The organism is Spirosoma horti (genome assembly GCF_054776595.1).
The window spans coordinates 501,840-524,599 of sequence record NZ_BAAHBQ010000002.1 but is presented as its reverse complement, the minus strand read 5'-3'; the positions used below and the strand labels follow the sequence as shown (position 1 = coordinate 524,599).

Genomic DNA, 22,760 nt, shown 5'->3' with positions numbered 1-22,760 from the left:
ATGGAGATACAACGCAAAAAACTAGACCCACTGGTCGTCCGTTTTGCCGCGACGACGCTTATTCTGGCCGAAGGCAGTACCACAACGCTTGCCGTAAAAAATGCCCTTCGTCGGCGTGGCTACGAAGCCCGACAGGCCGATGTGTCCCAATGGCTGTTCGTCATCAGCCTGTGGGAGAACTGGACCATCGACGACAATAATGGCAAGTTCCGAGTGTTCCACTTTCCGAGGTTCGCGCCCTCGCTGCAATGAGACTCTTTATCATTCTTTTCCTGGCAGGTGTATGCAGGCGGTGTATCCGGCTCTGCGTACACCTGCATTTACATACCGTCATCCACGATACTCCGCCACGCCGTACGCTTGCCCCTGTGCGAAAGTAGGCCAATCCAACGGCACAGCCGTCTGGCAACGGGATCCGCTGTCTGCAGAAACGACTATCGTCACTGCGGACAGCGGCTTTTGTTTTGTGTCAGCCGGTTCGCGAATTCCCGGCGAAAGACCTTCTAAAAAATAATTGAGATTTTTTTTACAGAAAGAGTACAACGTAAAAAGGTTACGTTCTTGTAGTAGTAGATTTGATTCAACAACAAGAACAATAAACACAAATACGATGAACACTCTTCTCTCCACCCCCCGTGTTTCCCGCCCGGCCCTTGCCAGTCTTCTCCACTGGCAGGAGCCACTGGCGACCCGGCTGCGCTTTCGGCATGCGCTACCCGGCATGGTAGCCAACCGACTGCTCAATGTGGAGCTGGGACTTTACTTACTGGCCGAGCTGGTTCCGATGGCACCGCCACAGGTTTTGCCTGATTTACTGACGGGACACGGCTCTGTTTACCGGAACCGGCCCATCTGGTCACCCCGGCAGCACCGCGCCTTAAGCCAGGCCCGCATTCTGCTGGCCCCTTACATGGACCGCACCGCCTGGTACAATGCGCTGGCCAAATACGCTAGTCTGCCATTGGCCTTGCGGACCTACAATTCGCAGGGCACCCTCCGCACCGACGTGAGCGGGTATCTGCTGCGGGAGCGGGTCGGGATGTTTGCGAAAGCAGTGGCCTAGCAGCCGTTAGTTGCCGTGATACTTTTTATCCTAATTTACAAACCCGCTTAACCGTAGTTGACCATGACATTTCTATCTCTAGAACCCTTTATCCCATCAGGAGCTGATTTTAACAAGGCCAGGCAATTCTTCCAGGCACTCGGGTTCACAATCAATTGGGATGCGGGTGATTACGTTGGTTTTGAGCGAGATGGGTGTAAATTCATTTTACAGAACTACGCCAACGTCGAGTTTGCCGAAAACCTGATGCTGAATGTGCGGATCAGCAACGCCGACGAATTCTGGCAGGAAATAACGGAAAAGCAACTACCCGAAACGTTTGGTATCCGAGTCAGCAAACCAACCGACCAACCCTACGGCCGGGAAGTGAACGTCATCGATCTGGCTGGTGTCTGCTGGCATTTTGTGTCGTAGGCCTGTTGGTTTTCTGGCAGTCCAATACATTGATTGGCATATGAAAAATCACGTAAAGTTTTTTGGATGTTGTATGGGTACGGCTTTTCACGTGTTCTACTCCGCTAAAATCGCGTACAACTCCCGATTAATGAAGTAATGATTCCCGCCTACTACTTTACGCTCCAGTATACCTATTTCGACCAGCTTATTTAAATAATCACGAGCGGTATTTTCAGCAAAGGTTCGGTCCTCGGTAAGATGTCGAATTCGAGTGACAGGCTGTGTGAAGATTTTTTGAGTAAGCTGGTCCGGTCGGCGAATATCCTTCTTATTGGCAATGATGGCTAACACGGCGTCGCGCGCGGCTATAATACGATTGATTTTCTCATATGTCAGGTTCGCCGTTTTTTCCACGGCTCTGAGCATATATAACAACCAGGTTTGCCAGTCACCTCGTTGCGAAACGCCCGCCAACGCGCTGTAATAGTCTTCTTTATGCTCAACAATGTAGCGGCTCAGATACAGAATAGGGTAATCCAATAACCCTTTATGCGTCAGATAATGAATGTTGAGTACACGCCCCGTACGACCATTCCCATCTCGGAACGGGTGAATGGCCTCAAACTGAAAATGGCCAATAGCCATCTTTAGTAGGGGATCAATTCGGTATGTTTGATCATCATTCAGAAAGTCAGCCAGATTGCTCAGTTTAGCTTCCAGAATGCCCTGCCCACGTGGGGGCGTATACACAGGCTTACCCGCGTTAGGCCCGCTGCCCCCCTGCCGGATATATACCTGTGAGAAAACCGGACGAATCCCCTCCTCCGACTGCTTGATCTCCTGAAACGTTTGAATAAAATAATCTAACGTAAAACTGCTCTGCTCCTGCAAATGGTAATAGCCTTTCCACAAAGCCTCCCGGTAGCGAAGTATCTCTTTGGTGGACTCAGAAACTTGCTCGGGCGTACTTTCGCTAAACGCCTGATACAGTTCATCGTCGGTTGTGAAGATATTTTCAATGGCGCTGGAGTCTTTCGCTTCCTGCAAGCTAATCGAGTTGATCAACAACCCCTGATTAGGAATGGCAACACTGCGACCCTGCAAGCGTCCTAATGCCTCCTTCGCATACCCCAATTGTTCGAAAACAGCAATCGTACGATACAAATTGGGGTGAATCGGCAAATCTGGCAACCCATTCCAGGGCACATTTCTATCTGGATTTATTTGATAAAGCGGTTGATCAGCCATTAAAATCGCCCTTTTTTAAGGTTAACTAGGCAAATGTACCTTAAAAATGAGGTCATCAGTGGCGGCTAACCTTAAAAAAGGAGTCTTTTAAGGTTAGGAGATATGAATTCAGTTTAATATTGCTATTGTCTTTATAAATGAGTGTCTTTCAAATCATCTGTCCTCATCATCAGATCTATTCTTAACAAACTCGTTTATCAGATCGTCTTTCCGCAATGACTTAGGCACTAATAGTAAAGCGCATACCTTTTCAGGCTTAGACATATCCTCTTGGCCATAACGCTTGCACCAAGACTCAGCCGCCTGACAGCAAGCCTGCTCAATTTCAGCCACGTTAACCAATGCTCTCGGTGTTGACTCCAAACAGCGTATTGTATCTAAAATGCGTAAATCACTCAGTAACTCTAATTCCTTGCTGTTTAGATTATACAAGATCGGATATTCTTTTTCTGCATGATGTAATAGCAAAAATAGTTTTTTGTCAATCCCATCATACACAGTAGCGCTATGCAGGAAATTAGGTAACAATTGGCTCCTTTCTCGGTGCTTGTCCAGCATTAGCGAATGTGCCAGCATGGCTTTCGATCCCAACCCTCCTATGCTTTCCAAAACATCCTCGTCACGAGTAAAATGCTCAACATCAATAGTATCTTCCAACAGTACATTCAGTTCCTGGCTATGCGATAGCACATCGGTACCTATAATTTGTGTGGATTTTTTATGGCGATCAATCAATCGGTTAAAACGCTTTTTTATGTCCGTTCTGCATTCAGAGAGTATGTCTGGCTCATTATACATTGATGGGATGAACGTGTAGAAATACACTATTCTGTCTGCATTCTCGGTCATTCGCATAATTCGGCCAGCCCGTTGAAATAAAATGTCTGCGCTTTCCGGACTGTCATAATTAACAATAGTATCAACGTCGGGTAGATCTACGCCTAAACTATCGGCATCTGTACAAATCAGTATGTCAATTTCCTGGTCCGGTTTATGGTGGTTATGAGCAGAAGGCGAGAAGTCTTTTAAATTCTTTTGCCGATTAGGTGCTTTTCTGAGCTTATTCACACCTTTTTCGTCCTGCTCAACCATGCAACTCACAAAAATACGATTATCGTATGTTTGCTGAAGCAGTTTCTGCAAGTAATTTGCGGTAGGATAACGTCGAATAAAAATCAGAATCTTGCTCCTGCTTTGTATGAATCGTTCATTGATAACGGCTGTTAAGCAATTGTATTTATCATCCTTAACCCCACTTTTCAGGGCTGCTTGAATTGATCCAAGTTGTTTTTTTCTCTCTTGTTTTGGTCTGCGTAAGAGAACTTTATAGCGTTTCTCATTTGTGTCGACTATATCTTCTTCAACTGCACCGAGTTCACTATCTGTAATAGGGAAAATCGATGTTTGGTCAGAATCTACATCGTCGGCACTAGGTGTACGAAGGTTGTACGTTATAACCTCCAATAATGCCTCAGGCGAACTCAGCCAACTAGTTAGTGCTATTTTCTGCAATGTATCAACGGGCCCTTTGACAATCTCATCCGTATTTTCATCAATGAACGAGGTTGTAAACTTACCCGCTTGAGCGAAGTATTTATCATTAAAAGCAGCTTGGACTGATTGGTCAAGTGGTAGGCGGTAGAAAATCGGCTTTAGGCGCATTGTCTTCGGCAAATACACTTGACGGGAGCCGTATCGTATATATGTTCTTCCAGCATCGTCAATGTGGTTCATTTGCCGAGCAAGCGATAAAACGTGAGGTAGTCCCAGAACTGTTACAACCGGTAAGTTGATGAACTCATCAGGCTTTTTCACTTCCCAAGGTCCTGTTTCAGAAAACAGTTCTGGTTTAGGTGCCTTGTGCGGGAGCAGATGCAATAGGCCATTGAGATTATGAATATTTGTACCATAAGCAGTAGCCGTTAATAAGAAAATTTTAGCTCCTTTTGCAACAGCCGGGACAAACAGAGTGTAAACCCGGCTGGCACGCTGATGTAGACGCTCGTTTGTGCGTTGATTGCGGTAATAGTGTGCTTCGTCAATTAGAATTACTGTATGAGCATCCGCTCGCTCCAATTCTTTTTCGAGATCGGTGATTTGGTGGTTTGCCTTTCCTGTCGAAGCAAGGAAAGCTACGGTTGTGCTGTAAATAAAATAATTGATGTCTTTTATTCGCAACTGCTCTTCCCATTTGGGATGCACAATGGGTGGGGCAATTACAAGAGTTCGTTTACTGACACCAGTATTTTGCAAATGACGAGCGATCTCTGATCCAATGATTGTTTTACCCAGCCCGGTAGCTGCCACAATTAGGGAGCCACCATATTCTTCGGCTTGCCGCAATGCGTTTCGAATAATGAATTGCTGGAAATAAACAGGAGCAAACGGGCGACTCTCCTCATCATTGTTACTTAACATTACCGACAACGCTTTTAAGTAAACATCAAACGGTTCTGCCATCTTCAACCACTGCTCTAATAAATCCCGAACTGGCGTTAGTATATCTTTAGAATCCTTCGCTGTTGCATCGAACCATTTTGTAAAATCGGCAATCTGATCAGGTTCAACAAGCAAACTCACCTGTTCGGCATTTGATCTTGCTTTGCCAGATAGCCCATTTTCAGAGTAATTAGCTGATCCATGCCACAGAAATTTATTGTCTCCGATATAAAATTTGCAGTGAAATGGATTGGAGATAGAGCGGGCATCTCGAATAAAAAAACGATCTGTATTCATCCGTGAAACGACCTCATTGATGGTTTCCCATAAATCACTATCAAGCTGCCTAAGCTCTTTTACAACTTCATCTAAAATAGCCTCCTGTGCGTCATTAGCATCGCCCTTGCCGACCAACATCTTAACAATCACATGCTCATGAATATGCGGCCTGCCCAACCGGTATCCTTTTAAACTGAAGTAGGCGCTAGCAATCCTAACGGTATGGTTTATGAGCGGAAAGTAGGCTTTGATTAAACTCATACCCAACACCCGGCCCAATACCCGAACGCAGTTGTCCATCGTCCGCTTTCTGAATGAATAAATTACGACTACTCGAGGGCTTACGCTGTTTCATGAAAGTGCAGATAAAATTATTGTAAAATATACAGCATCACACTCAAGATGCAAGTCTCACTACCTTCTCTATGCCTTGTGTTATATTAATGTTTCTATACTCACTGCCAATTTGTGTCAACATTTTAGTTTGTGGGTTTAGAGATTTACAAGTAATTATTCACAGGTTTGTCAACCGAAAAGTGATAGTCAAGTCTATTGTACAAATAGTGTATCTACCGGTAAGAAATAATCATCGGATTTAATTATCTTGCTTAAATGGAATATTATCTAGGTGTGACCGACTGGCAATGGTATAATTATTTGAGTAGCCGGGCACCCGAAGACGTAAATTTTTGGCAACCTGGAGGCCAAACCGCCTTTCGTGCCCTCGAACCAGGTGGCGTATTTTTATTCAAACTCAAAAGTCCATATAATGCTATAGGTGGAGCAGGCTTTTTTACTGCTCAGAGTCGCTTACCACTGTCATTAGCTTGGGATACTTTTCAATCCCGTAATGGCTTCGACACTTTTGAACAGTTTAGATCTGTCATTCAAAAGTACCGTAACGATTTCGAAAGGAACCCATTTATAGGTTGTATAGCTCTTACAAACCCTATTTTCTTCAAGCGAGAAGATTGGATACCCACCCCTCCTGATTGGAGTAATAGTATTGTACAAGGTAAGAAATACAATACAAACGACGCTATCGGTGCAACTCTCTGGAAGCAGCTTGAAGTAACTATTTCAAACTACTTAACAACAGTACCTATCCTTGAAAACTCCTTTACAGTGGCTGAGGATTTACCACAATATGGTAACCCGATATTAAAAAAAGTACGTATCGGACAAGGAGCTTTTCGTCTCTCAATTATTGATGCTTATGAAAAGAAGTGTGCAATTACAGGAGAGAAAACGTTGCCTGTTCTAGAGGCCGCACACATTCAACCCGTTGCTGAATCTGGCCCTAATCGAATCACTAACGGCCTATTATTGCGCTCTGATATGCATAAGCTATTTGATGATGGATACATTACGGTCACTCTTGACTTTAAAATTGAAGTTAGCAAACGAATCCGTGAAGAATTTAACAATGGCCGAGAGTACTATCAATATCATGGAAAAAAGTTATCCTTGCTTCCTAAACTTGACAGCAACAAGCCCTCTTCTCTTTATTTACAGTATCATAACAACAGTGTTTTTAGGCCTTAGAGAGAAAGAGGGAGTAAGTTTTTTTAAATTTACAAAACAACTTAAAGTACAGCCGAAAATACTGCCCACACTAACCCCGTGAACTCAGTCTTTTACTATAGCGTCCTGCAATATCGGTACGCCCAGTCGCTGGGTGAGGTACTGAATATTGGCGTGTTGCTACTGTTCCCTGAGCAACGCACAGCTGTTTTTCTTCATCCCGAGCGGTTAGGCCGTATTCGAAAGCTGTATCCTAAATTCTCTGTAAAGGTCATCCGGTCCTACTTCAAGGGTATCGTCGCCCGTACCAATCAACTAACCAAACAGCCTGAGATCTTCGCTGACTATGAAGCGAATCCACGCCAACTGATTGACAACGAGATCCTTATTAGCGATAGTAGTGCCTTGCAGTTTAGTGAAGTAAAAACGTCGGTCTTATACACAGAAGACGTGTCAGCTATTAGCAACCAATTCTACAAACTGTATCTCTCGTTTTACGATGAAGACGAATATCGGTCACGGCATGACGAAACCTATCTGCTGAAGGAATACAAGCAGTTGCTTCGTCAGCGGTTGGATGGTCTGTTGTCTCGTGAAGCTTTTGAGCAGCCCATTACGGTAAAGCCGGAAGGAACCAGCTTTACTTATCAGTTCCCATTTGCCTGGCAGAACGGTAGCTTTAACTTAGTAAAGCCTGTTAGTTTTGACCTGAAGCTAGAGCAGTCGATCAACGAAAAGGCCACCCTTAATGTCGGCCAATTTACAGTTCTCAATGCGTATGCAGAGCAACGCAATGCACGCTTCGATGTACTAGTTGCCCGTCCGAAGGATCGGAAACTGTATAAACCTTACGATCAGGCCATTCAGTTGTTAGCGAATCAGCCCCGTGTGAACGTCGTTGAGGAAGAAAAACTGGAGGATTACTCGCAGAAGACGGCCGAAGCTTTACGGTAAGCGTAGCCTGTTTGTTCTACTATGGCTCCTTCATTAAGATGTAACTCATAGGATTATCGAATCAAAATCCTTTAGAACACCAGACTGAACGTGCTGCCCTCGCCCGGTTTGGAATCCACCGTGAGCTGGCCGTTATGGAGCTGCATGATCTGGCGGGAAAGGCTTAGCCCAATGCCCGATCCGGTTTTCTTGGTCGTGTAGAAGGGAATGAAAATCTGCTCCAGCGCTTCGGGTTCAATACCAGGCCCATTGTCGGTTACGCGGATTATCACCCGGGGACCAATGGCTTCGGCAGCAAGCTGAATGGTAGGACAGTTGGCTTTGCCAATGCTTTCAACCGCGTTTTTAATCAGGTTCAGCAGTACCATTTCAATCTGGGCCGCATCTGCCCAAATCGCTACATTGGGCGACGCGACCGTCGCGTCAATCTGGCAGTGGGGCGCACTGGCCTTTGCTAACTGTACGACATGGCGGAGCAACGGCTCAATGGGCACATCGGCGAAAACCGGCTGCGGAATGGTCGTAAAATGCCGGTAAGCATCCACAAACTGCATAATGCCCGCTCCTCGTTGCTCAATAGTCAGGAGGGCGTCGCGGAGGTCGTTGACCGATTCCGCCACAACGGCTGGAAATCTAGCGGCCTCACTGGAATCATCGTCGGCCGAGGACAAGGGGAGCAAATCCGTTTCAACAATGTCGCGCATAGTACCCGCTAGCGAGACAATCGGCGTAATGGAGTTCATGATCTCGTGCCGCAAGACTTTCGTCAGGTTTTGCCAGGCATCGAGTTCGCGCTGCTGCAACTCACTGCGAATATTCTGCATGGACACCACCGTTACCAGCCGCCCCCGCAGCCGAACAGCCGTACAACGCACGGATAGTTCCCCATCGGCACCGGTCTGGTAGGAAACGGGCGTCGATGAGGTCGTTGACGACCGAAGAACGTCGGCCAGATCAGCATGGGTGGCGTTGAGGTCGTTGAGCGTACGAAGCCGGTAAATACCCAGCAACCGAAGGGCCGTTTGGTTGACCAGCTCCACCTGGCCGGTAGCATCGAACGTCAGCAGGCCCACATTTACGTGCTGAACAATCGTGTTGACATAGTGTAAGTTGGCTTCTTTCTCGGCCCGAGCCTGCCGAAAAGCATCGAGCACCTCATTGAACTGATCGTTTAACTCGTGAAACGATGGTCCAAGGTTATTGTCAGCCCGAAAGGCGACGGCGAAATCAGAGTAACGTACGGATTCCAGGAACCGCGTCAGTTTCCGGTTCAGGCTGGTTACGTAGCGGTATAGATTGACCGTCAGAAACAGGTCAAGAATGAGTAGGGGAAAGATCAGCAAGCTGTTCACTTCCTGAAGATGCAAATACGTAATCACGCCGGTAAGGCCGACAATACCAGCAATCCGCCAGCCTATACCAAGCGCGAATCGATCCATATTAGCCGGCAATCCAACTAAATGGGTATTCAAGCGTAGGCACCTTTGTCCGTTCGGCAATCCGGCGCAGACGGGCAGGTAACGCCATCACATAATCGCGGGCCCGTTGACCGGCATCGTTGAGATCGGTGATCGCATCCACTTTCCAGTCGACCAGTAAGGCTTCGGCAATTTCGATATAATCGTAGGTTGTGTAAACACCCAGACGTTGGGCCGCATCGGAAAAATGGCTGAAGGTCTGCCCAATCTTAACCCCACTTTCGCGGAGAAAATGAGCCGGCATCACGATCTTTTTGCGCATCATATCTTCGAAGGCCAGCATCATTTCGGACGGGTCGACTTCGAAAATCTGCCGGACAAAATCTTTATACGCTTTGGCATGGCGCATCTCGTCGGATGCAATCACCCCGCAAATTTTCGACAACTGATTGCAACCGGCCTGCTTGGCCAGCGTAGCGGTTCGGCGGTGCGACACGTTTGTGGCCAGTTCCTGAAATGATGTATAAATGAAGTTGCGATACGGATCCCGGCCGGTTCCAATGTCGAAACCATCGGCAATCAGGTACTGCGTAGACACTTCCATCGCCCGCATGTTGACCCGTCCCGACAGGTACAAAAACTTGTTCAGCAGATCGCCATGGCGGTTTTCTTCGGCGGTCCAGCTACGAATCCAGCGCGTCCAGGCCGTCGGACTACCCTGCTCGACGCCCTCCATATCCATCAGCCACGACTCATAGGTCGGTAGGGCTTCTTCGGTAATGGTATCACCCACCAGCACGGCTACGTAGTCGTAGGAGAGCTCACGTGTACTTTCGCGCAGTAATTTCACCTCATCCAAAAAGGACTCTTTTGTGGTATCGGGCAGCAGGTCGGCGGGTTGCCAGTTGGTCTCGATAGGTTTAAGGAATTCATCTATAGACGCGTCGATTTTTTCACCGACGAATCGCATTACATCCAAACGTGTGCCAGATAAGATCATGTATAGGTAACGAAGAAACGAGTCAATTTATCCCAGTATTTGGCAAAGTTCGGCTAAAAGAGCCGATGTTTTAAATTAGCTCCCGTTTTTCTTCCCGACAATACTGGACTCCGTATTAATTTTAGGGCTTAAATCGCCCTGTACCGACGGCTGTAGCCTGTATGAAAAAACTTTTAGATTACTTACTAAGCTGTATATACCTGATTTATTTTGGGTTAGTGCTATGTATTTTCCATGTCATGCAGGCCACTGCGTTTAACCTGTTTGGCCGCCCGGCACACAAAAAAACCGTCGACTGGATGAACGCCAGTATTGCGTACGGCTGGTATCTGACGGGCAGTACCATCAGTTTTCAGCAATTAACCGACCTCCCCACCGATCGACCCATTATTTTCGTCGCCAACCACCAGAGCATGTTCGACATTTCGCCCATTATCTGGTTTCTGCGTCGACACACCCCTACATTTGTTTCTAAAGTCGAGCTCTCGCATGGTATTCCGGGCGTATCCTACAACCTGCGTAAAAGTGGCGCAGCACTCATCGATCGCAAGGATCCTAAACAGGCTATTGTTGAGATTGCCCGTTTAGGTAAGCTCATTCAACAGGAAAACCTTTCGGCCATGATTTTTCCGGAAGGAACCCGTTCTGCTTCGGGCCAGATGCGCCCCTTTGTGACGGGTGGCGTGGCAACGTTGCTCAAACGGGCACCAGCCTCCCTTGTCGTACCGATCGCGATTCGGGGAACGGGCCATTTTAATCCCAAAGGTTTATTTCCGCTCCGCTCCTTTTCGAAAATGTCGTGGCGGGTCTTGCCGGGCATCGAACCCAGTGGCCGCCCCGCCGATGAAGTTGTCAAACTAGCGCAGGAAGCTATCGTTACAGAACTAAGCAAACTTAACTAAACTTCTATACAGTACTAACCTAAGAAGACAAGCCTTGTAACTAGTAAATATTATTATATATATTTACGAAATTTTTGTTGACATCATGAATCCAAACAAAAGACTCGACCAGATCGAACCTGTCCTGGCTGATGTAGCGCTGAAAACTGACCGTCTCATTGAATCGAACGGACAGATTCTTGAGATTGCTACCCGTGCTGATACTAACGCAAAGCTGGCAGCTAAAGGCATTGCCGATCTTACGATCGAGATGCGTCAACAGTTTGGCCAACAACAGAATCAAATTGATCTGCTTCGAGTAGAGACGAATAGCCGCTTTGAACAGGTCGACGTTCGCTTTGAACAACTCAGTGACGAGCAGGCCAAACTACGTCAGGAAATGAAAGAAGGGTTTCACGATGTGAATCAAAAATTCACCCAAGTCGCGCAGACCCAGCAACAGATTTTGACACTGTTACTGGATCGATTGACATAAACTGGCTCTATTTACAGCCCAAATTTCTCCAGTCGGCGGTACAGCGCCTGCCGCGACACGCCTAATTCGCGTGCTACATCGGTGATGCTTCCCCGGTGTTTTTGCATCGCCTGCTGAATCAGTTGCCGCTCCATATCTTCCAGTTGAAGCGTCTCATTCACGGGCGAAACAGCATTTCCATCCTTTCTGAAAACGAAATTACTCGGCTCAAGCAGTGTACCCGAGCCACCTTCGGGCCGTGCCAGAATAACGGCCCGCTCAACGGCATGCTGTAACTCCCGAACATTACCCGGCCAGCGGTATTGCTTCATTTCAGCCAGCAGCGCCGGACTCAATCCAGATACTGGTCGATTATATTGTTTAGCGTACTTCTTCAGGAAATAATCGGCCAGTAGCCCGATATCCGATGGCCGTTCGCGCAGCGGGGGCAGATGCAGTTCAATTGTATTGATGCGATACAGCAAATCCTGCCGGAATCCCCGCTCGGCTACCCGTTCGGCCAGATCAGCGTTGGTTGCGCAAATGAGCCGTACATCCAGCGCGCGCGCTTTGTTCGACCCAACCCGAGTTACCTGCCGCTGCTGAAGTACCGTCAATAGCCTTGCCTGTTGCGACGGTGTCAGATTACCAATTTCATCCAGGAAAATAGTACCTCCATTGGCTTCTTCAAAGCGTCCGGCGCGGTCGTCGCGGGCATCGGTAAACGCTCCTTTTACGTGGCCGAATAATTCACTCTCAAACAGGCTTTCGGTGAGGGCACCCACGTCGACGCTTACAAATGGCTTGTCGCGCCGGTTGGAATGTTCGTGAATCGCCCGGGCAATCAAATCCTTACCCGTCCCATTTTCGCCGAGAATCAGGACATTGGCATCCGTTGGGGCTACCTGCTCAACTGTTTCCAGAACGGGCCGCATCGCACTGCCGATAATGGTTGTACTCCCGGCACTCCCTTTCTTACGATTAGTTTTCTGGGCGTCGTCCCGTTCCTCGACTTCCTCTTTCTTACCGTTAACTGCCCCACGAATAGTGTCCAGAAACTTATCATTCTGCCAGGGTTTCAGCACAAAATCAACGGCACCGGCCTTGATAGCCCGTACTGCCATTTCCACATCGCCATACGCGGTAAACAACACGACGCGTGCCTTGGGATCAATATCCAGAATACGATCGAGCCAGGCAAACCCCTCACGGCCGCTACTTACATCGCGCTGAAAATTCATATCGAGCACGATAGCATCATAGCGGTTGTTGTTGAGGAGAAAAGGCAGTTTTTCCGGATTTTTCTCGATGTCTACCGCGCCCACGTGCCGTTTCAGCAACAGCCGGGCCGCCAGTAATACGTCGGGATCATCATCGACGAGTAAGAGTTTAGCATCTTGCATAGATCAAAGATAGAATAGAGAACGAATTGTTGCATGCCGGTTCCGATTCAACAACGAATTACGGTTTTCTTACGTACTTTGACCGATAAAAGTCGTTAAGCGGTCAATATTGTCAGTAGGTGGAGTATAAGCGGTATAAGGCTCGTGACCTGGCAGATTACTCACTCTTCATCTGGTCTTCGGCAATAGATGACCGCGAATGCTACCCACTCGGGCAGCCCTACATTGATACCAAATGACCGACAAGTATCCTCCTTTTGATGACCGCTGGTTTTACGCGCTGGTAGCCGTCGGTGTGTTTCTGAACGCCACGGGTTTGTTTCCACCCATTATGGAATTAGATAGTGCGCTTTATGCCTCTATTGCCAAACAAATGGCCCAAACCGGCGACTTTGTGAACCTATACGCCGTTGGCAGTGACTGGCTCGACAAGCCGCATTTTCCATTTTGGGTAGCAGCCGCGAGTTTTCGAATTTTTGGCGTAAATACGTTTGCTTACAAGTTTCCAGCCCTGCTGTTTTTTTTGAGCAGCGTTCTGTACACGTATACATTCGCTCGGCTGACCTATTCAAAGCTAACAGCGCAAGTGGCAACCCTGGTGCTGCTAACGGCCTTCCATGGCGTTCTGTCAAACAGCGATGTGCGGGCGGAGCCGTATCTGATGCCGCTCATCATTGGGCCAGTGTTTCATTTTTACCGGGTATTTCTGGGAGACAGAAATCAGGCGATTCACCTGGTCGTTGGCTCCTTCCTGACCGGGTGCGCGCTGATGACCAAGGGGGTTTTTGTCCTTATTCCAATTGGTGGAGGCCTGGTGCTGCATTGGTTGCTGACGGGCCATTGGCGGGAGTTGCTCAAGCCTCGCTGGTACCTGGCGGTCGTTCTGTCGTTTGGCTTTACCCTCCCCGAGATCTACTGTCTATATCAGCAGTTCGATCTGCATCCGGAGAAGGTTATTTTTGGGAATAAAGGCGTGTCTGGCATCCGTTTCTTTTTCTGGGACAGCCAGTTTGGCCGGTTTTTCAATACAGGACCCATCAAGGGAGAAGGCGACAAGTTTTTCTTTATTCACACGCTGCTCTGGGCTTTTTTGCCCTGGTCATTACCCCTATATGTGGGCGTCGGGAAGCAAATTATGGGCTTGGTTAAACGACAAAACAACGCGTCCCCGGCCAACTCGCCGGAATATGTTTCGCTGGGCTCCGGGTTGCTTACATTTGCCTTGTTTTCATTATCGGGGTTTCAGTTGCCCCATTACATGAACATCGTTTTCCCGTTTTTTGCTGTTATAACGGCCCAATTTCTAGTCAGCCAGAACGTAATTAAATTGCGAAAATGGACGATTGGCCAAACCATCATTGGCTTAGCCATTGCAGGCATTGCCATTGCCTTGCTCGTGTTGGTTCAACCGGTTGGGCTGGTGAGCGGGTTGGTTTGGGTAGTCGTTATTACCCTGGCCACGCTCACCGTTTTCCAAAAGAATACGTTATTATCCTTGTCGGGGCGCATGGTCGGCTCCATGCTGGTGCTGGCGGGTACACTGAACCTGTTTTTATACCCAACCTTCCTGCGCTATCAGGCGGGCATGGCCACGGCCGATTATGTAAACGCGGATGCCAAACTAGCCAAACGCCCCACCGTACTTTATGAACCGGGAACAGGCGTTGGTGGTGGCAGTTTCTGGACGTATGAGTTTTACGCGCATGCGCCAACTGTATACGCCCGTACCGACTCGGCCATGCAGATACAGGTACAAAAGACCCCTCAGCAAGTATTCACGACTGCCGAATATGCCGATTCGCTGGAAGCTCACGGCTTCCAGGTAAAGCGGCTGGCGATGTTCCCTTATTTTCATGTCAGCCAGTTAACGTACGATTTTATGAACCCCGACACCCGCGCCAAAACCCTGTTACCGTATGTTCTGGCGGAGGTAGGCTTGAAAGGTGAACGAGTGATAGACCGGGCCGCCGATACGATGAAATAGCTACCTGGCCTGCCGTTTCAGCATGCCTGAGCCCTAAAAACGGACAAGATTCGTCCGAAAGCGGACAATTGAAACAGGGCAATAGATCCTAATCAACTGACTATCAGCAATAGGCCTCAACTGGCATGACTATTGGCACAAGGCCTAGTAGCGAATGAGATTCTGCTTGTTCACCGCTTTGGTGACCCAGTCTTTCCCTCGTTCGCTTATCTAAACTAATGGATCGCGTCTTACCTAAACGTTTCTGGACAACCCAACGCCTGGCTATTTTTGGAGGTGGCGTACTGGTTATAAGCTTATTAGCTTACACATTTCTCTTTGCTGATCGTCGGTCGAAGCTGAATGTTGAAAAAGATAAAATTACTGTTTCAGCTGTTTCAACAGGGCCATTTGAAGATTTCATTGCCGTAACGGGTGTTGTACAACCCCTGAAAACCATCCGGCTCGATGCCATTGAAGGAGGCTACGTAACGCAAAAACTTGTCGAAGGCGGCAACACGGTAAAACAAGGCGAAGTCTTATTGAAACTTGAAAATCAAAGCCTGAAACTGAGCTTCCTACAATCAGAAACTGAAGCTAACCGCCTTGTCAATGACCTGCAAAATACCCGCCAGCGGATACAGATCGAACGATTTACGTTGCGCAAAACCCTGGCAGATGTAGATGCCCAGATTTCTCAGGCGAAAGATACCTACGACCGGCAGGAAAAGTTATACAAAGACAAAGTCGTGTCGGAAGAAGACTATCTGAAAGCGAAACGCGCCTACGAGCGATTGACGGCACAACGTACCATCGAAATCGAGACGCAGAAGTATCAGGAAGAGAACGCAAAATTCCAGATCAAACAGCTTGAGGGCACCCTGCAACGTACGCAACGAAATGTGGCTCTTTGGCAGCAAACACTCGACAATCTGGTGGTGAAAGCGCCGGTTTCTGGACAACTCTCCAGTATCGATGTGGAAGTTGGCTCGAACATTAACCGGGGCCAGAACATCGGCCAGATTGATGACTTGAATGGATTTAAAATGCGGGTTGGTATTGATGAACACTACATTAGCCGGGTTTTTGCCGGATTGAAAGGCTCGTTTGAATTCAACGGAAAAATGCACGAACTTGAAATCAAGCGAGTGTATCCTGAAGTAAAAAGTGGCCGGTTTGAAGTAGATATGACCTTCGTAAACGGCACGCCCCAGGGTATCAAGCGCGGCCAGTCGTCACCCATTCAGCTGGAATTAGGAAAGGCGGCTAAAGCGACCCTGATTCCCGTTGGCGGTTTCTTCTCCGATACGGGCGGCAACTGGGTCTACGTAGTCGATAAATCGGGGAAACGGGCGGTCAAACGTCAGATTACGCTGGGCCGTAAAAACCCGGAATTTTATGAAGTACTGGACGGCCTGCAACCCGGCGAACAGGTGATTACCAGCAGCTATGAAAATTTTGGGGATAATGAAGTTTTAGAATTTTAAAATAGATGGCGCGAGGCTCCAGCCTCGTGCCGTTTATTACCCGGCTTCCAGCCGGAATTTCGGCCAGAGGCCAAAGAATAACAGGCACGAGGCTGGAGCCTCGCGCCATCCGGTTCAGACAAACTTTTTTATATGATCCAGACAATTAACCTTCAGAAACTCTTCTCGACCGAAGAAGTAGAAACCACCGCCCTGAATGGCATCAACATGGATGTCAAAGACGGCGAATTCGTCGCTATTATGGGACCATCGGGCTGCGGTAAATCCACGCTGCTCAATATCCTGGGCCTGCTGGATAACCCAAGCGAAGGTGAATACAACTTCTATGGCACCGAGGTGGCCAAAATGACCGAACGCCAGCGGGCGCAACTCCGCAAAGGTTCTATCGGCTTCGTCTTCCAGAGCTTTAACCTGATCGACGAACTGACCGTTTATGAAAACGTCGAACTCCCCCTGCTTTATCTGAAAACGCCCCCCGACGAACGCAAAAAGCGCGTAGAGGAAGCCCTGGAGCGGATGAGCATCATGCACCGTCGCAACCACTTCCCGCAACAGCTATCGGGCGGTCAGCAGCAACGGACGGCTATCGCCCGGGCCGTAGTCGCCAAACCCAAGCTGATCCTGGCCGATGAACCAACCGGTAACCTCGATTCGAAAAACGGCGAAGAAGTAATGAAGCTGCTGGGTGAACTGAACGACGAAGGCACTACCATCATCATGGTGACTCACTCACCCTACGACGCCGGGTTTGCGCACCGTACTGTGAACCTGTTCGACGGAAGAGTAGTGACGGAGAATTTCCACGTGTAGGATGCCGGAACGGTGGGGTTACAGGAATGTATTCAAGTCCACCTGCAACACCTCCGAGAACGATGAACTGGTAGCCACTCCGCCATCACCGAGCCGGTAGCGGAGCCACTGCTGGGTTTTGTAGTTAAAGACAAAGCCTTCAAGAATACCGTATTCGTTGTCCTCGATTAATTTGATGACCTTATTGGTATCGTGTTTCAGGCCATTATTTTGACAAACCTCAACAATGACCTTTGCCTGTTCAGTTTGATAGTCATACAATAGAACATCAGGTACAGGACTGCTGTAGCCTTCAGTAAGCATCGTTTCCGGCAGGGGTTCAAAGGGAATTTTTCCTGACTTATAAAGAGGGTAGAGTCCAGCCGTCAGTCGGGCAATTACACTCTGATGAATGATCGGGGCATTGACGCCTATATCGTCTTCCATGACGAGTGTTTTTAAGGAAATTGGGCGTGAATAGTTCATCGGTACACTGTCTGCTAGAAGGTCAAACCTAACCACAATCACCATGTTTCGCAATTACCTGAAAATAGCCGTTCGGAGTTTGATGAAAAACAAACTCTACTCGGGAATCAACGTCTTTGGCCTGGCGCTGGGTATGGCGTGCAGCTTACTGATCGGTCTTTGGGTAAAAGACGAATTGAGTTATAACCGCTTTTTGACCGATGCCGACAATATCCATTACGTGCGCGTCAATTTCCCCTACAATGGCGAAACGGTAACGAACTTCGTAACGCCCGGCCCGTTGCAGGAAGCCATAGCGCAGGACATACCGGAGGTGGCCGCTGTAACGAAAATTAATTTCGCCAATGAGACGCTGATTAAAGTGGGCGAGAAAGCGGGCAAAGAAAAAGGCCATTACGCAACCACCGATTTTTTCGGGGTCTTCGATCTGCCTGCGATCTACGGCAACCCAAAAGCAGCGCTGGCCCAAACCAATCAGATTATTATTACCCAGAAGCTGGCGGAAAAGTATTTCCCGAATGGACTGGCTTTGGGAAAAACGCTGCAACTCGACAACAATAAATTCTACGTTGTTGGGGCCGTTATTGCCAATTTACCCACCACCTCTACACTACAATTTGACTGGGTGGCTAACTGGAAACAATACCAGCAGGATTGGATGAAAACCTGGGGAAATAATTCCTTTCAGACGTTTGTCCGCCTGAAGCCCCACACGACCCAGGCGCAGGCCGAAGCAGCCATGGCCAGCATTTACCCCCGTTCGGCAGGAAAAAATTTCGAGACAGGACGCCCGACTCTCCAGCCAATCACCGATCTGCATCTGTACGGAGAATACAAAAATGGGCAGCCCGTGGGTGGCCGGATCGAGTATGTACGTATATTCTCCATCGTCGCGCTGTTCATTCTGCTCATTGCCTGTATCAACTTCATGAACCTGTCCACGGCTCGTTCGTCGGAGCGGGCGAAGGAGGTAGGTGTTCGGAAGGTGGTTGGCGCGCTGCGGTCGTCGCTGGTCGGGCAATTTATGAGCGAGTCGATCATCATGAGCCTGCTGGCAATTATACTGGCACTCGGGTTCGTCTGGGCGCTTTTACCGGCCTTCAACACCTTGTTCGAAAAGCAGTTGACGCTTAGCGCAGCCGATCCGTCAGTATGGATCAGTATTCTGGGTCTGGTGCTCGTTACGGGCATTCTTTCCGGCAGTTACCCCGCTTTTTTCCTATCGTCTCTTCAGCCGATCAAGATCCTGAAAGGAAATGGGGCATCGTCACGGCTTCAAGTTGGGTCTGGCCCGGCCCTGTTCCGGCGGGTGCTGGTCGTTTTTCAGTTCTCGCTATCTATTTTCCTGATTGTGGGTATGCTGGCAGTTGGACGGCAGATGAACTACCTGCGCACGAAAAACCTTGGCCTCGACCGTGAGAACGTCGTGTATATTCCGCTGGAGGGCGAAATTGCCCAGCCCAAAAAGGTAGAGGCCTTTCGGCGGGAAGTGATGCGGAAACCAACGGTGGCTTCTGCTACCACGGCCATGTCGCTGCCGGTCAATGTGCAAAGTACGTCCGGCGATTTAAAATGGGCTGGTAAAGATCCCAAGCAGGAAGTCAGCGTAGCCTGTATGTTTGTCGGTGGCGATTTTATGCGTACGATGAACATTAAATTGGCCGCTGGCCGTGATTTCAGCGTAGACAGCCCCGCCGATTCGGCCAATTATATCATCAATGAAGCGACCGCCAAGCTAATGGGCATCAAGAATCCATTAGGCAAGGAAGTTACGTTCTGGATGGGCAAAGGCCGGATCATTGGCATTATGAAAGACTTTCACCTCAACTCCCTGCATCAGGCGATAAGCCCGTTAATTCTTTGCTTCGACAGCCGGAATACGAGTTATCTGTTGGTTAAAACCCGCGCTGGACAAACCCGGCAAGCCATCAGCGATCTCGAACAACTCGCCAAACAATTCAATCCAAACTATCCGTTCAACTACCACTTCGTAGATGAGGAGTACGAGAACCTGTATCGGAGTGAACAACAGGTGAACACACTGGTCAACTATTTCGGCATGCTGGCTATCCTGATTTCGTGTCTGGGTCTGTTTGCGCTGGCGGCCTTCACCGCTGAGCAACGCACCAAAGAAATCGGCGTTCGAAAAGTGTTGGGCGCATCGGTTGCCAGTATCGTCGGGTTACTCTCCAAAGACTTTCTGAAACTGGTATTTATCGCCCTTGTCCTGGCAACACCACTGGCCTGGTGGGCGCTCGGCAAATGGCTCGATACCTTCGTTTATCGCGAAGACCTCACCTGGTCGATCTTTGGTATAGCTGGCGCGCTGGCCGTTCTGATCGCATTCCTGACGGTGAGCTACCAAAGCATAAAAGCAGCCCTCATGAACCCGGTAACGAGCTTACGCAGCGAATAAGATTTTCATCGTAGAGCCGCAAATAGGCGGCTCTACAAACAAAAACGTTCATGTTCAGCAATTACCTCAAAATTGCCCTGCGCACTCTCTGGAAACACCGGACACACACGCTCATTAATATCATTGGGCTGTCGGTAGCGTTCGGGACATGTGTGTTGCTGTTTTTGACCGCTACCTTTGAGCTCTCCTACGACTCGTTCCATGCGGATGCCGACCGAATTTTCCGGCTCAACTTTCTAGCCACGAACCGCGATGGCACCCCCGACAAAGGGGCGACCATGCCTTACCCAATTTCTCCGGCTCTGAAAGCTGAATTTCCGGAAATTGAAGGGGTTACGCGCTGGTTCGACCGTAGTGCGAGCATTCGGCGGGGCAACCAAACGTTTGGTAAAGATGTCAGGATGGTCGATCCTGATTTTCTGCACATGTTTACCTTTCCGTTTCAGAAAGGCAGTCTTACATCGGCGATGAATAGCCTGAGTGATATTGTCATCAGCGAAAAAATGGCGCAGGACGTTTTCGGGAAACAAGATCCAATTGGGCAACCGCTTCAACTTCGTCTGAACGACAGTTGGCAGGCATTTACCGTAACGGGTATCGTGAGCAATGCCCCAAAAAACTCCACGTTCGACTTCGATGCGTTGATTCGCAGCGACAATGCCCCGGATTATCAGGAAAACAAAACCCGCTGGGATCATGGCAATCATGATGTATATGTCAAGCTGAAAGCCGGAACCGATCCACAAACGCTCCAGCGCCGGACGCAGGCCTTCATGGAGAAATACTTTGCCCAGGAGATTAAAGACCAGCAAAAACAGGGCTATCCAAAAAATGAGCTGGGCTTCCAGAAGAGTCTACTGCTGGAGCCCTTACGTGATGTTCATTTCGACACGGAAACAACACACGGTCAGGGTATTAGCCGGACCTATGTGTACACATTGCTGCTGGTTGGCTTGTTTATACTGGCCATTGCCTGCATCAATTTCATTAACCTGACCATTGCTCAATCACTATCACGGGCGCGGGAAGTAGGCGTCCGTAAATCGTTGGGCGCCAAACGGGGGCAGTTATTTGGGCAGATCTGGGGCGAAACACTTATGTTATGCCTGGTAGCCTTACTTATCGGCATGGGCCTGGCTTATGTCTGTTTACCCACTTTTAACCGGCTCTTTCGGAGCCAACTAACGCTGGCCGACTTCCTGAATCCGGGTACATTACTGGCAACGGGGCTGGGCTTTTTACTTATTTCTCTGATAGCAGGCGGTTACCCATCCTGGTTCGTGACGCGTTTCAATGCCGTGGAGGTGCTGAAAGGCCGCGTGAAAGTAAGTCGCCCCGGCTTATTACGTAACTCGCTAATCGTGAGCCAATTTACCATTGCCTGTCTACTCATCGTTTGCACAATCATCGTTCACCAGCAAATCGCCTATCTGCAACAGAAACCAATGGGGCTGGACAAAGAACAGGTGATCAGTATTCCGGTAGGTGGCGAACTCAACGGCGAGATAGCCCTGAAAGCGATGCGCGACCGGCTGGCCAATCAACCCACTATTACCGCCGTATCGGGTTCCGGGGTGAACATTGGCGCGGGCCTGGACAACAGTTCGTTTCGGATGATGTTCGGCTTTCTGTATGGCAATCGGGATATTGCCTGCGATTGGTTGCGGGTGGATACTGATTACCTGAAAACAATGGGCATTAAACTGATTCAGGGGCGCGATTTCAGCACCAAGTTCAGCACCGATTCGAGTTCAGCCGTGCTGATTACGCAAAGCATGGCAAAAGCCCTGGGCGAAGCCAATCCCGTCGGCAAGTTCATCAAGCCCGATAATAAATCGTTTCAGATCGTTGGCGTCGTCTCGGACTTCAACCTGTATTCGCTGCATCAGAAAGCCAAACCCATTGCGCTACACATGCAGTCAGAAAATCCCGTTCAGTATATTCTGGTACGGGTCAATCCGCAAAACCTGATGGGCGCGATGGATATCATCAGGAGCGCCTGGAAAACGATTGCCCCGAAGCAGGAATTTATCGGTTCATTTCTGGATGAAAACACCCAGCGCTGGTATAAAAAAGAACAGCGGCTGGCAACCATTTTCTCATCAGCGGCTGGCATCGCGATCTTGTTATCCTGCATGGGTTTGTTTTCCATTGCTCTGATCTCGATTCAGCAACGGACCAAAGAAATTGGCGTTCGCAAAGTGCTGGGTGCCAGCATACCCAACATTGTGACCCTGCTCTCCAAAGACTTCCTGAAGCTGGTTATCATCGCCATTGTCATTGCCAGCCCCATTGCCTGGTATGCCATGAACAAATGGCTGTCTGACTTCGCCTATAAGATCGACATTGCCTGGTGGGTGTTTGCGCTGGCGGGTTTACTGGCTATGGGCATTGCGTTTCTGACGGTGAGTTTCCAAAGCGTCAAAGCCGCTCTGATGAATCCGGTGAAAAGCCTTCGGTCGGAATAATGTAGAGCCGCAATACGTTGCGTCTCAGCACCCGGACGGTTTTTATAGATATTACTTGCCGACCTAAAATG

18 protein-coding genes are annotated in these 22,760 nt (G+C 48.7%); 12 read left to right on the top strand and 6 right to left on the bottom strand.

Going from position 1 to position 22,760, the window contains the following annotated elements; translation table 11 throughout:
• From ACYVAM_RS06120 to ACYVAM_RS06110, 3 genes are all read left to right on the top strand, one after another.
• Positions 1–252, top strand: coding sequence for a hypothetical protein (locus tag ACYVAM_RS06120; RefSeq protein ID WP_461064977.1), 252 nt, complete (start codon positions 1–3; stop codon positions 250–252).
• Positions 253–610: 358 nt separating this feature from the next.
• Entirely contained in the window at positions 611–1,063 is a 453-nt protein-coding gene (locus ACYVAM_RS06115) for a pPIWI_RE_Z domain-containing protein (protein ID WP_461064975.1), read from the top strand.
• 63 nt (positions 1,064–1,126) lie between these two features.
• The gene (locus ACYVAM_RS06110; RefSeq protein ID WP_461064973.1) at positions 1,127–1,477 is read left to right on the top strand and encodes a VOC family protein; all 351 of its coding nucleotides are present in this window, start codon (positions 1,127–1,129) and stop codon (positions 1,475–1,477) included.
• 96 nt (positions 1,478–1,573) lie between these two features.
• Here ACYVAM_RS06110 and ACYVAM_RS06105 read toward each other — a convergent pair whose 3' ends face one another.
• Together ACYVAM_RS06105 and ACYVAM_RS06100 are read right to left on the bottom strand one after the other, a co-directional pair.
• Positions 1,574–2,707, bottom strand: coding sequence for a Fic family protein (locus ACYVAM_RS06105; protein ID WP_461064971.1), 1,134 nt, complete (start codon positions 2,705–2,707; stop codon positions 1,574–1,576).
• 153 nt (positions 2,708–2,860) lie between these two features.
• Positions 2,861–5,725, bottom strand: a complete 2,865-nt coding sequence (locus ACYVAM_RS06100) for a helicase-related protein (RefSeq protein ID WP_461064969.1) — start codon at positions 5,723–5,725, stop codon at positions 2,861–2,863.
• Between the two features lie 312 nt (positions 5,726–6,037).
• Here ACYVAM_RS06100 and ACYVAM_RS06095 point away from each other — a divergent pair, with 312 nt between their 5' ends.
• Both ACYVAM_RS06095 and ACYVAM_RS06090 read left to right on the top strand, forming a co-directional pair.
• A complete protein-coding gene (locus tag ACYVAM_RS06095) occupies positions 6,038–6,970 on the top strand; it encodes an HNH endonuclease (RefSeq protein ID WP_461064967.1) in 933 nt (310 codons plus the stop codon).
• A gap of 78 nt (positions 6,971–7,048) precedes the next feature.
• Positions 7,049–7,903 (top strand): DUF3037 domain-containing protein, encoded by an 855-nt coding sequence (locus tag ACYVAM_RS06090; RefSeq protein ID WP_461064965.1) that lies wholly within the window; start codon positions 7,049–7,051, stop codon positions 7,901–7,903.
• Positions 7,904–7,974: 71 nt separating this feature from the next.
• Here the strand turns inward: ACYVAM_RS06090 and ACYVAM_RS06085 are convergent, their stop codons facing one another.
• Together ACYVAM_RS06085 and ACYVAM_RS06080 are read right to left on the bottom strand one after the other, a co-directional pair.
• Positions 7,975–9,342: a sensor histidine kinase gene (locus tag ACYVAM_RS06085; protein ID WP_461064963.1), complete on the bottom strand. Its 1,368-nt coding sequence runs from the start codon at positions 9,340–9,342 to the stop codon at positions 7,975–7,977.
• Between the two features lies 1 nt (position 9,343).
• Positions 9,344–10,321, bottom strand: coding sequence for an acyl-ACP desaturase (locus ACYVAM_RS06080; protein WP_461064961.1), 978 nt, complete (start codon positions 10,319–10,321; stop codon positions 9,344–9,346).
• 161 nt (positions 10,322–10,482) lie between these two features.
• Between ACYVAM_RS06080 and ACYVAM_RS06075 the strand changes: the two genes are divergently transcribed.
• Both ACYVAM_RS06075 and ACYVAM_RS06070 read left to right on the top strand, forming a co-directional pair.
• Positions 10,483–11,223: a lysophospholipid acyltransferase family protein gene (locus ACYVAM_RS06075; RefSeq protein ID WP_461064959.1), complete on the top strand. Its 741-nt coding sequence runs from the start codon at positions 10,483–10,485 to the stop codon at positions 11,221–11,223.
• Positions 11,224–11,308: 85 nt separating this feature from the next.
• Positions 11,309–11,698, top strand: coding sequence for a hypothetical protein (locus ACYVAM_RS06070; protein WP_461064958.1), 390 nt, complete (start codon positions 11,309–11,311; stop codon positions 11,696–11,698).
• A gap of 11 nt (positions 11,699–11,709) precedes the next feature.
• On the opposite strand, the gene ACYVAM_RS06065 is transcribed toward ACYVAM_RS06070, so the two are convergent.
• A complete protein-coding gene (locus ACYVAM_RS06065) occupies positions 11,710–13,080 on the bottom strand; it encodes a sigma-54-dependent transcriptional regulator (RefSeq protein ID WP_461064956.1) in 1,371 nt (456 codons plus the stop codon).
• A gap of 235 nt (positions 13,081–13,315) precedes the next feature.
• Between ACYVAM_RS06065 and ACYVAM_RS06060 the strand changes: the two genes are divergently transcribed.
• From ACYVAM_RS06060 to ACYVAM_RS06050, 3 genes are all read left to right on the top strand, one after another.
• Entirely contained in the window at positions 13,316–15,064 is a 1,749-nt protein-coding gene (locus ACYVAM_RS06060) for an ArnT family glycosyltransferase (protein ID WP_461064954.1), read from the top strand.
• 218 nt (positions 15,065–15,282) lie between these two features.
• A complete protein-coding gene (locus ACYVAM_RS06055) occupies positions 15,283–16,530 on the top strand; it encodes an efflux RND transporter periplasmic adaptor subunit (RefSeq protein WP_046577601.1) in 1,248 nt (415 codons plus the stop codon).
• Between the two features lie 132 nt (positions 16,531–16,662).
• Positions 16,663–17,340, top strand: a complete 678-nt coding sequence (locus ACYVAM_RS06050; protein WP_461064951.1) for an ABC transporter ATP-binding protein — start codon at positions 16,663–16,665, stop codon at positions 17,338–17,340.
• Between the two features lie 18 nt (positions 17,341–17,358).
• Here ACYVAM_RS06050 and ACYVAM_RS06045 read toward each other — a convergent pair whose 3' ends face one another.
• Positions 17,359–17,766 carry a hypothetical protein gene (locus tag ACYVAM_RS06045; protein WP_461064950.1) on the bottom strand — a complete coding sequence of 136 codons (408 nt, stop codon included), beginning with the start codon at positions 17,764–17,766 and terminating at the stop codon, positions 17,359–17,361.
• A gap of 82 nt (positions 17,767–17,848) precedes the next feature.
• On the opposite strand from ACYVAM_RS06045, the gene ACYVAM_RS06040 reads away from it, so the two are divergent.
• Both ACYVAM_RS06040 and ACYVAM_RS06035 read left to right on the top strand, forming a co-directional pair.
• Complete coding sequence (locus ACYVAM_RS06040; protein WP_461064948.1) at positions 17,849–20,221, top strand: ABC transporter permease; 2,373 nt, start codon at positions 17,849–17,851, stop codon at positions 20,219–20,221.
• A gap of 50 nt (positions 20,222–20,271) precedes the next feature.
• Positions 20,272–22,689, top strand: coding sequence for an ABC transporter permease (locus ACYVAM_RS06035; RefSeq protein ID WP_461064946.1), 2,418 nt, complete (start codon positions 20,272–20,274; stop codon positions 22,687–22,689).
• Positions 22,690–22,760: the final 71 nt, after the last annotated feature.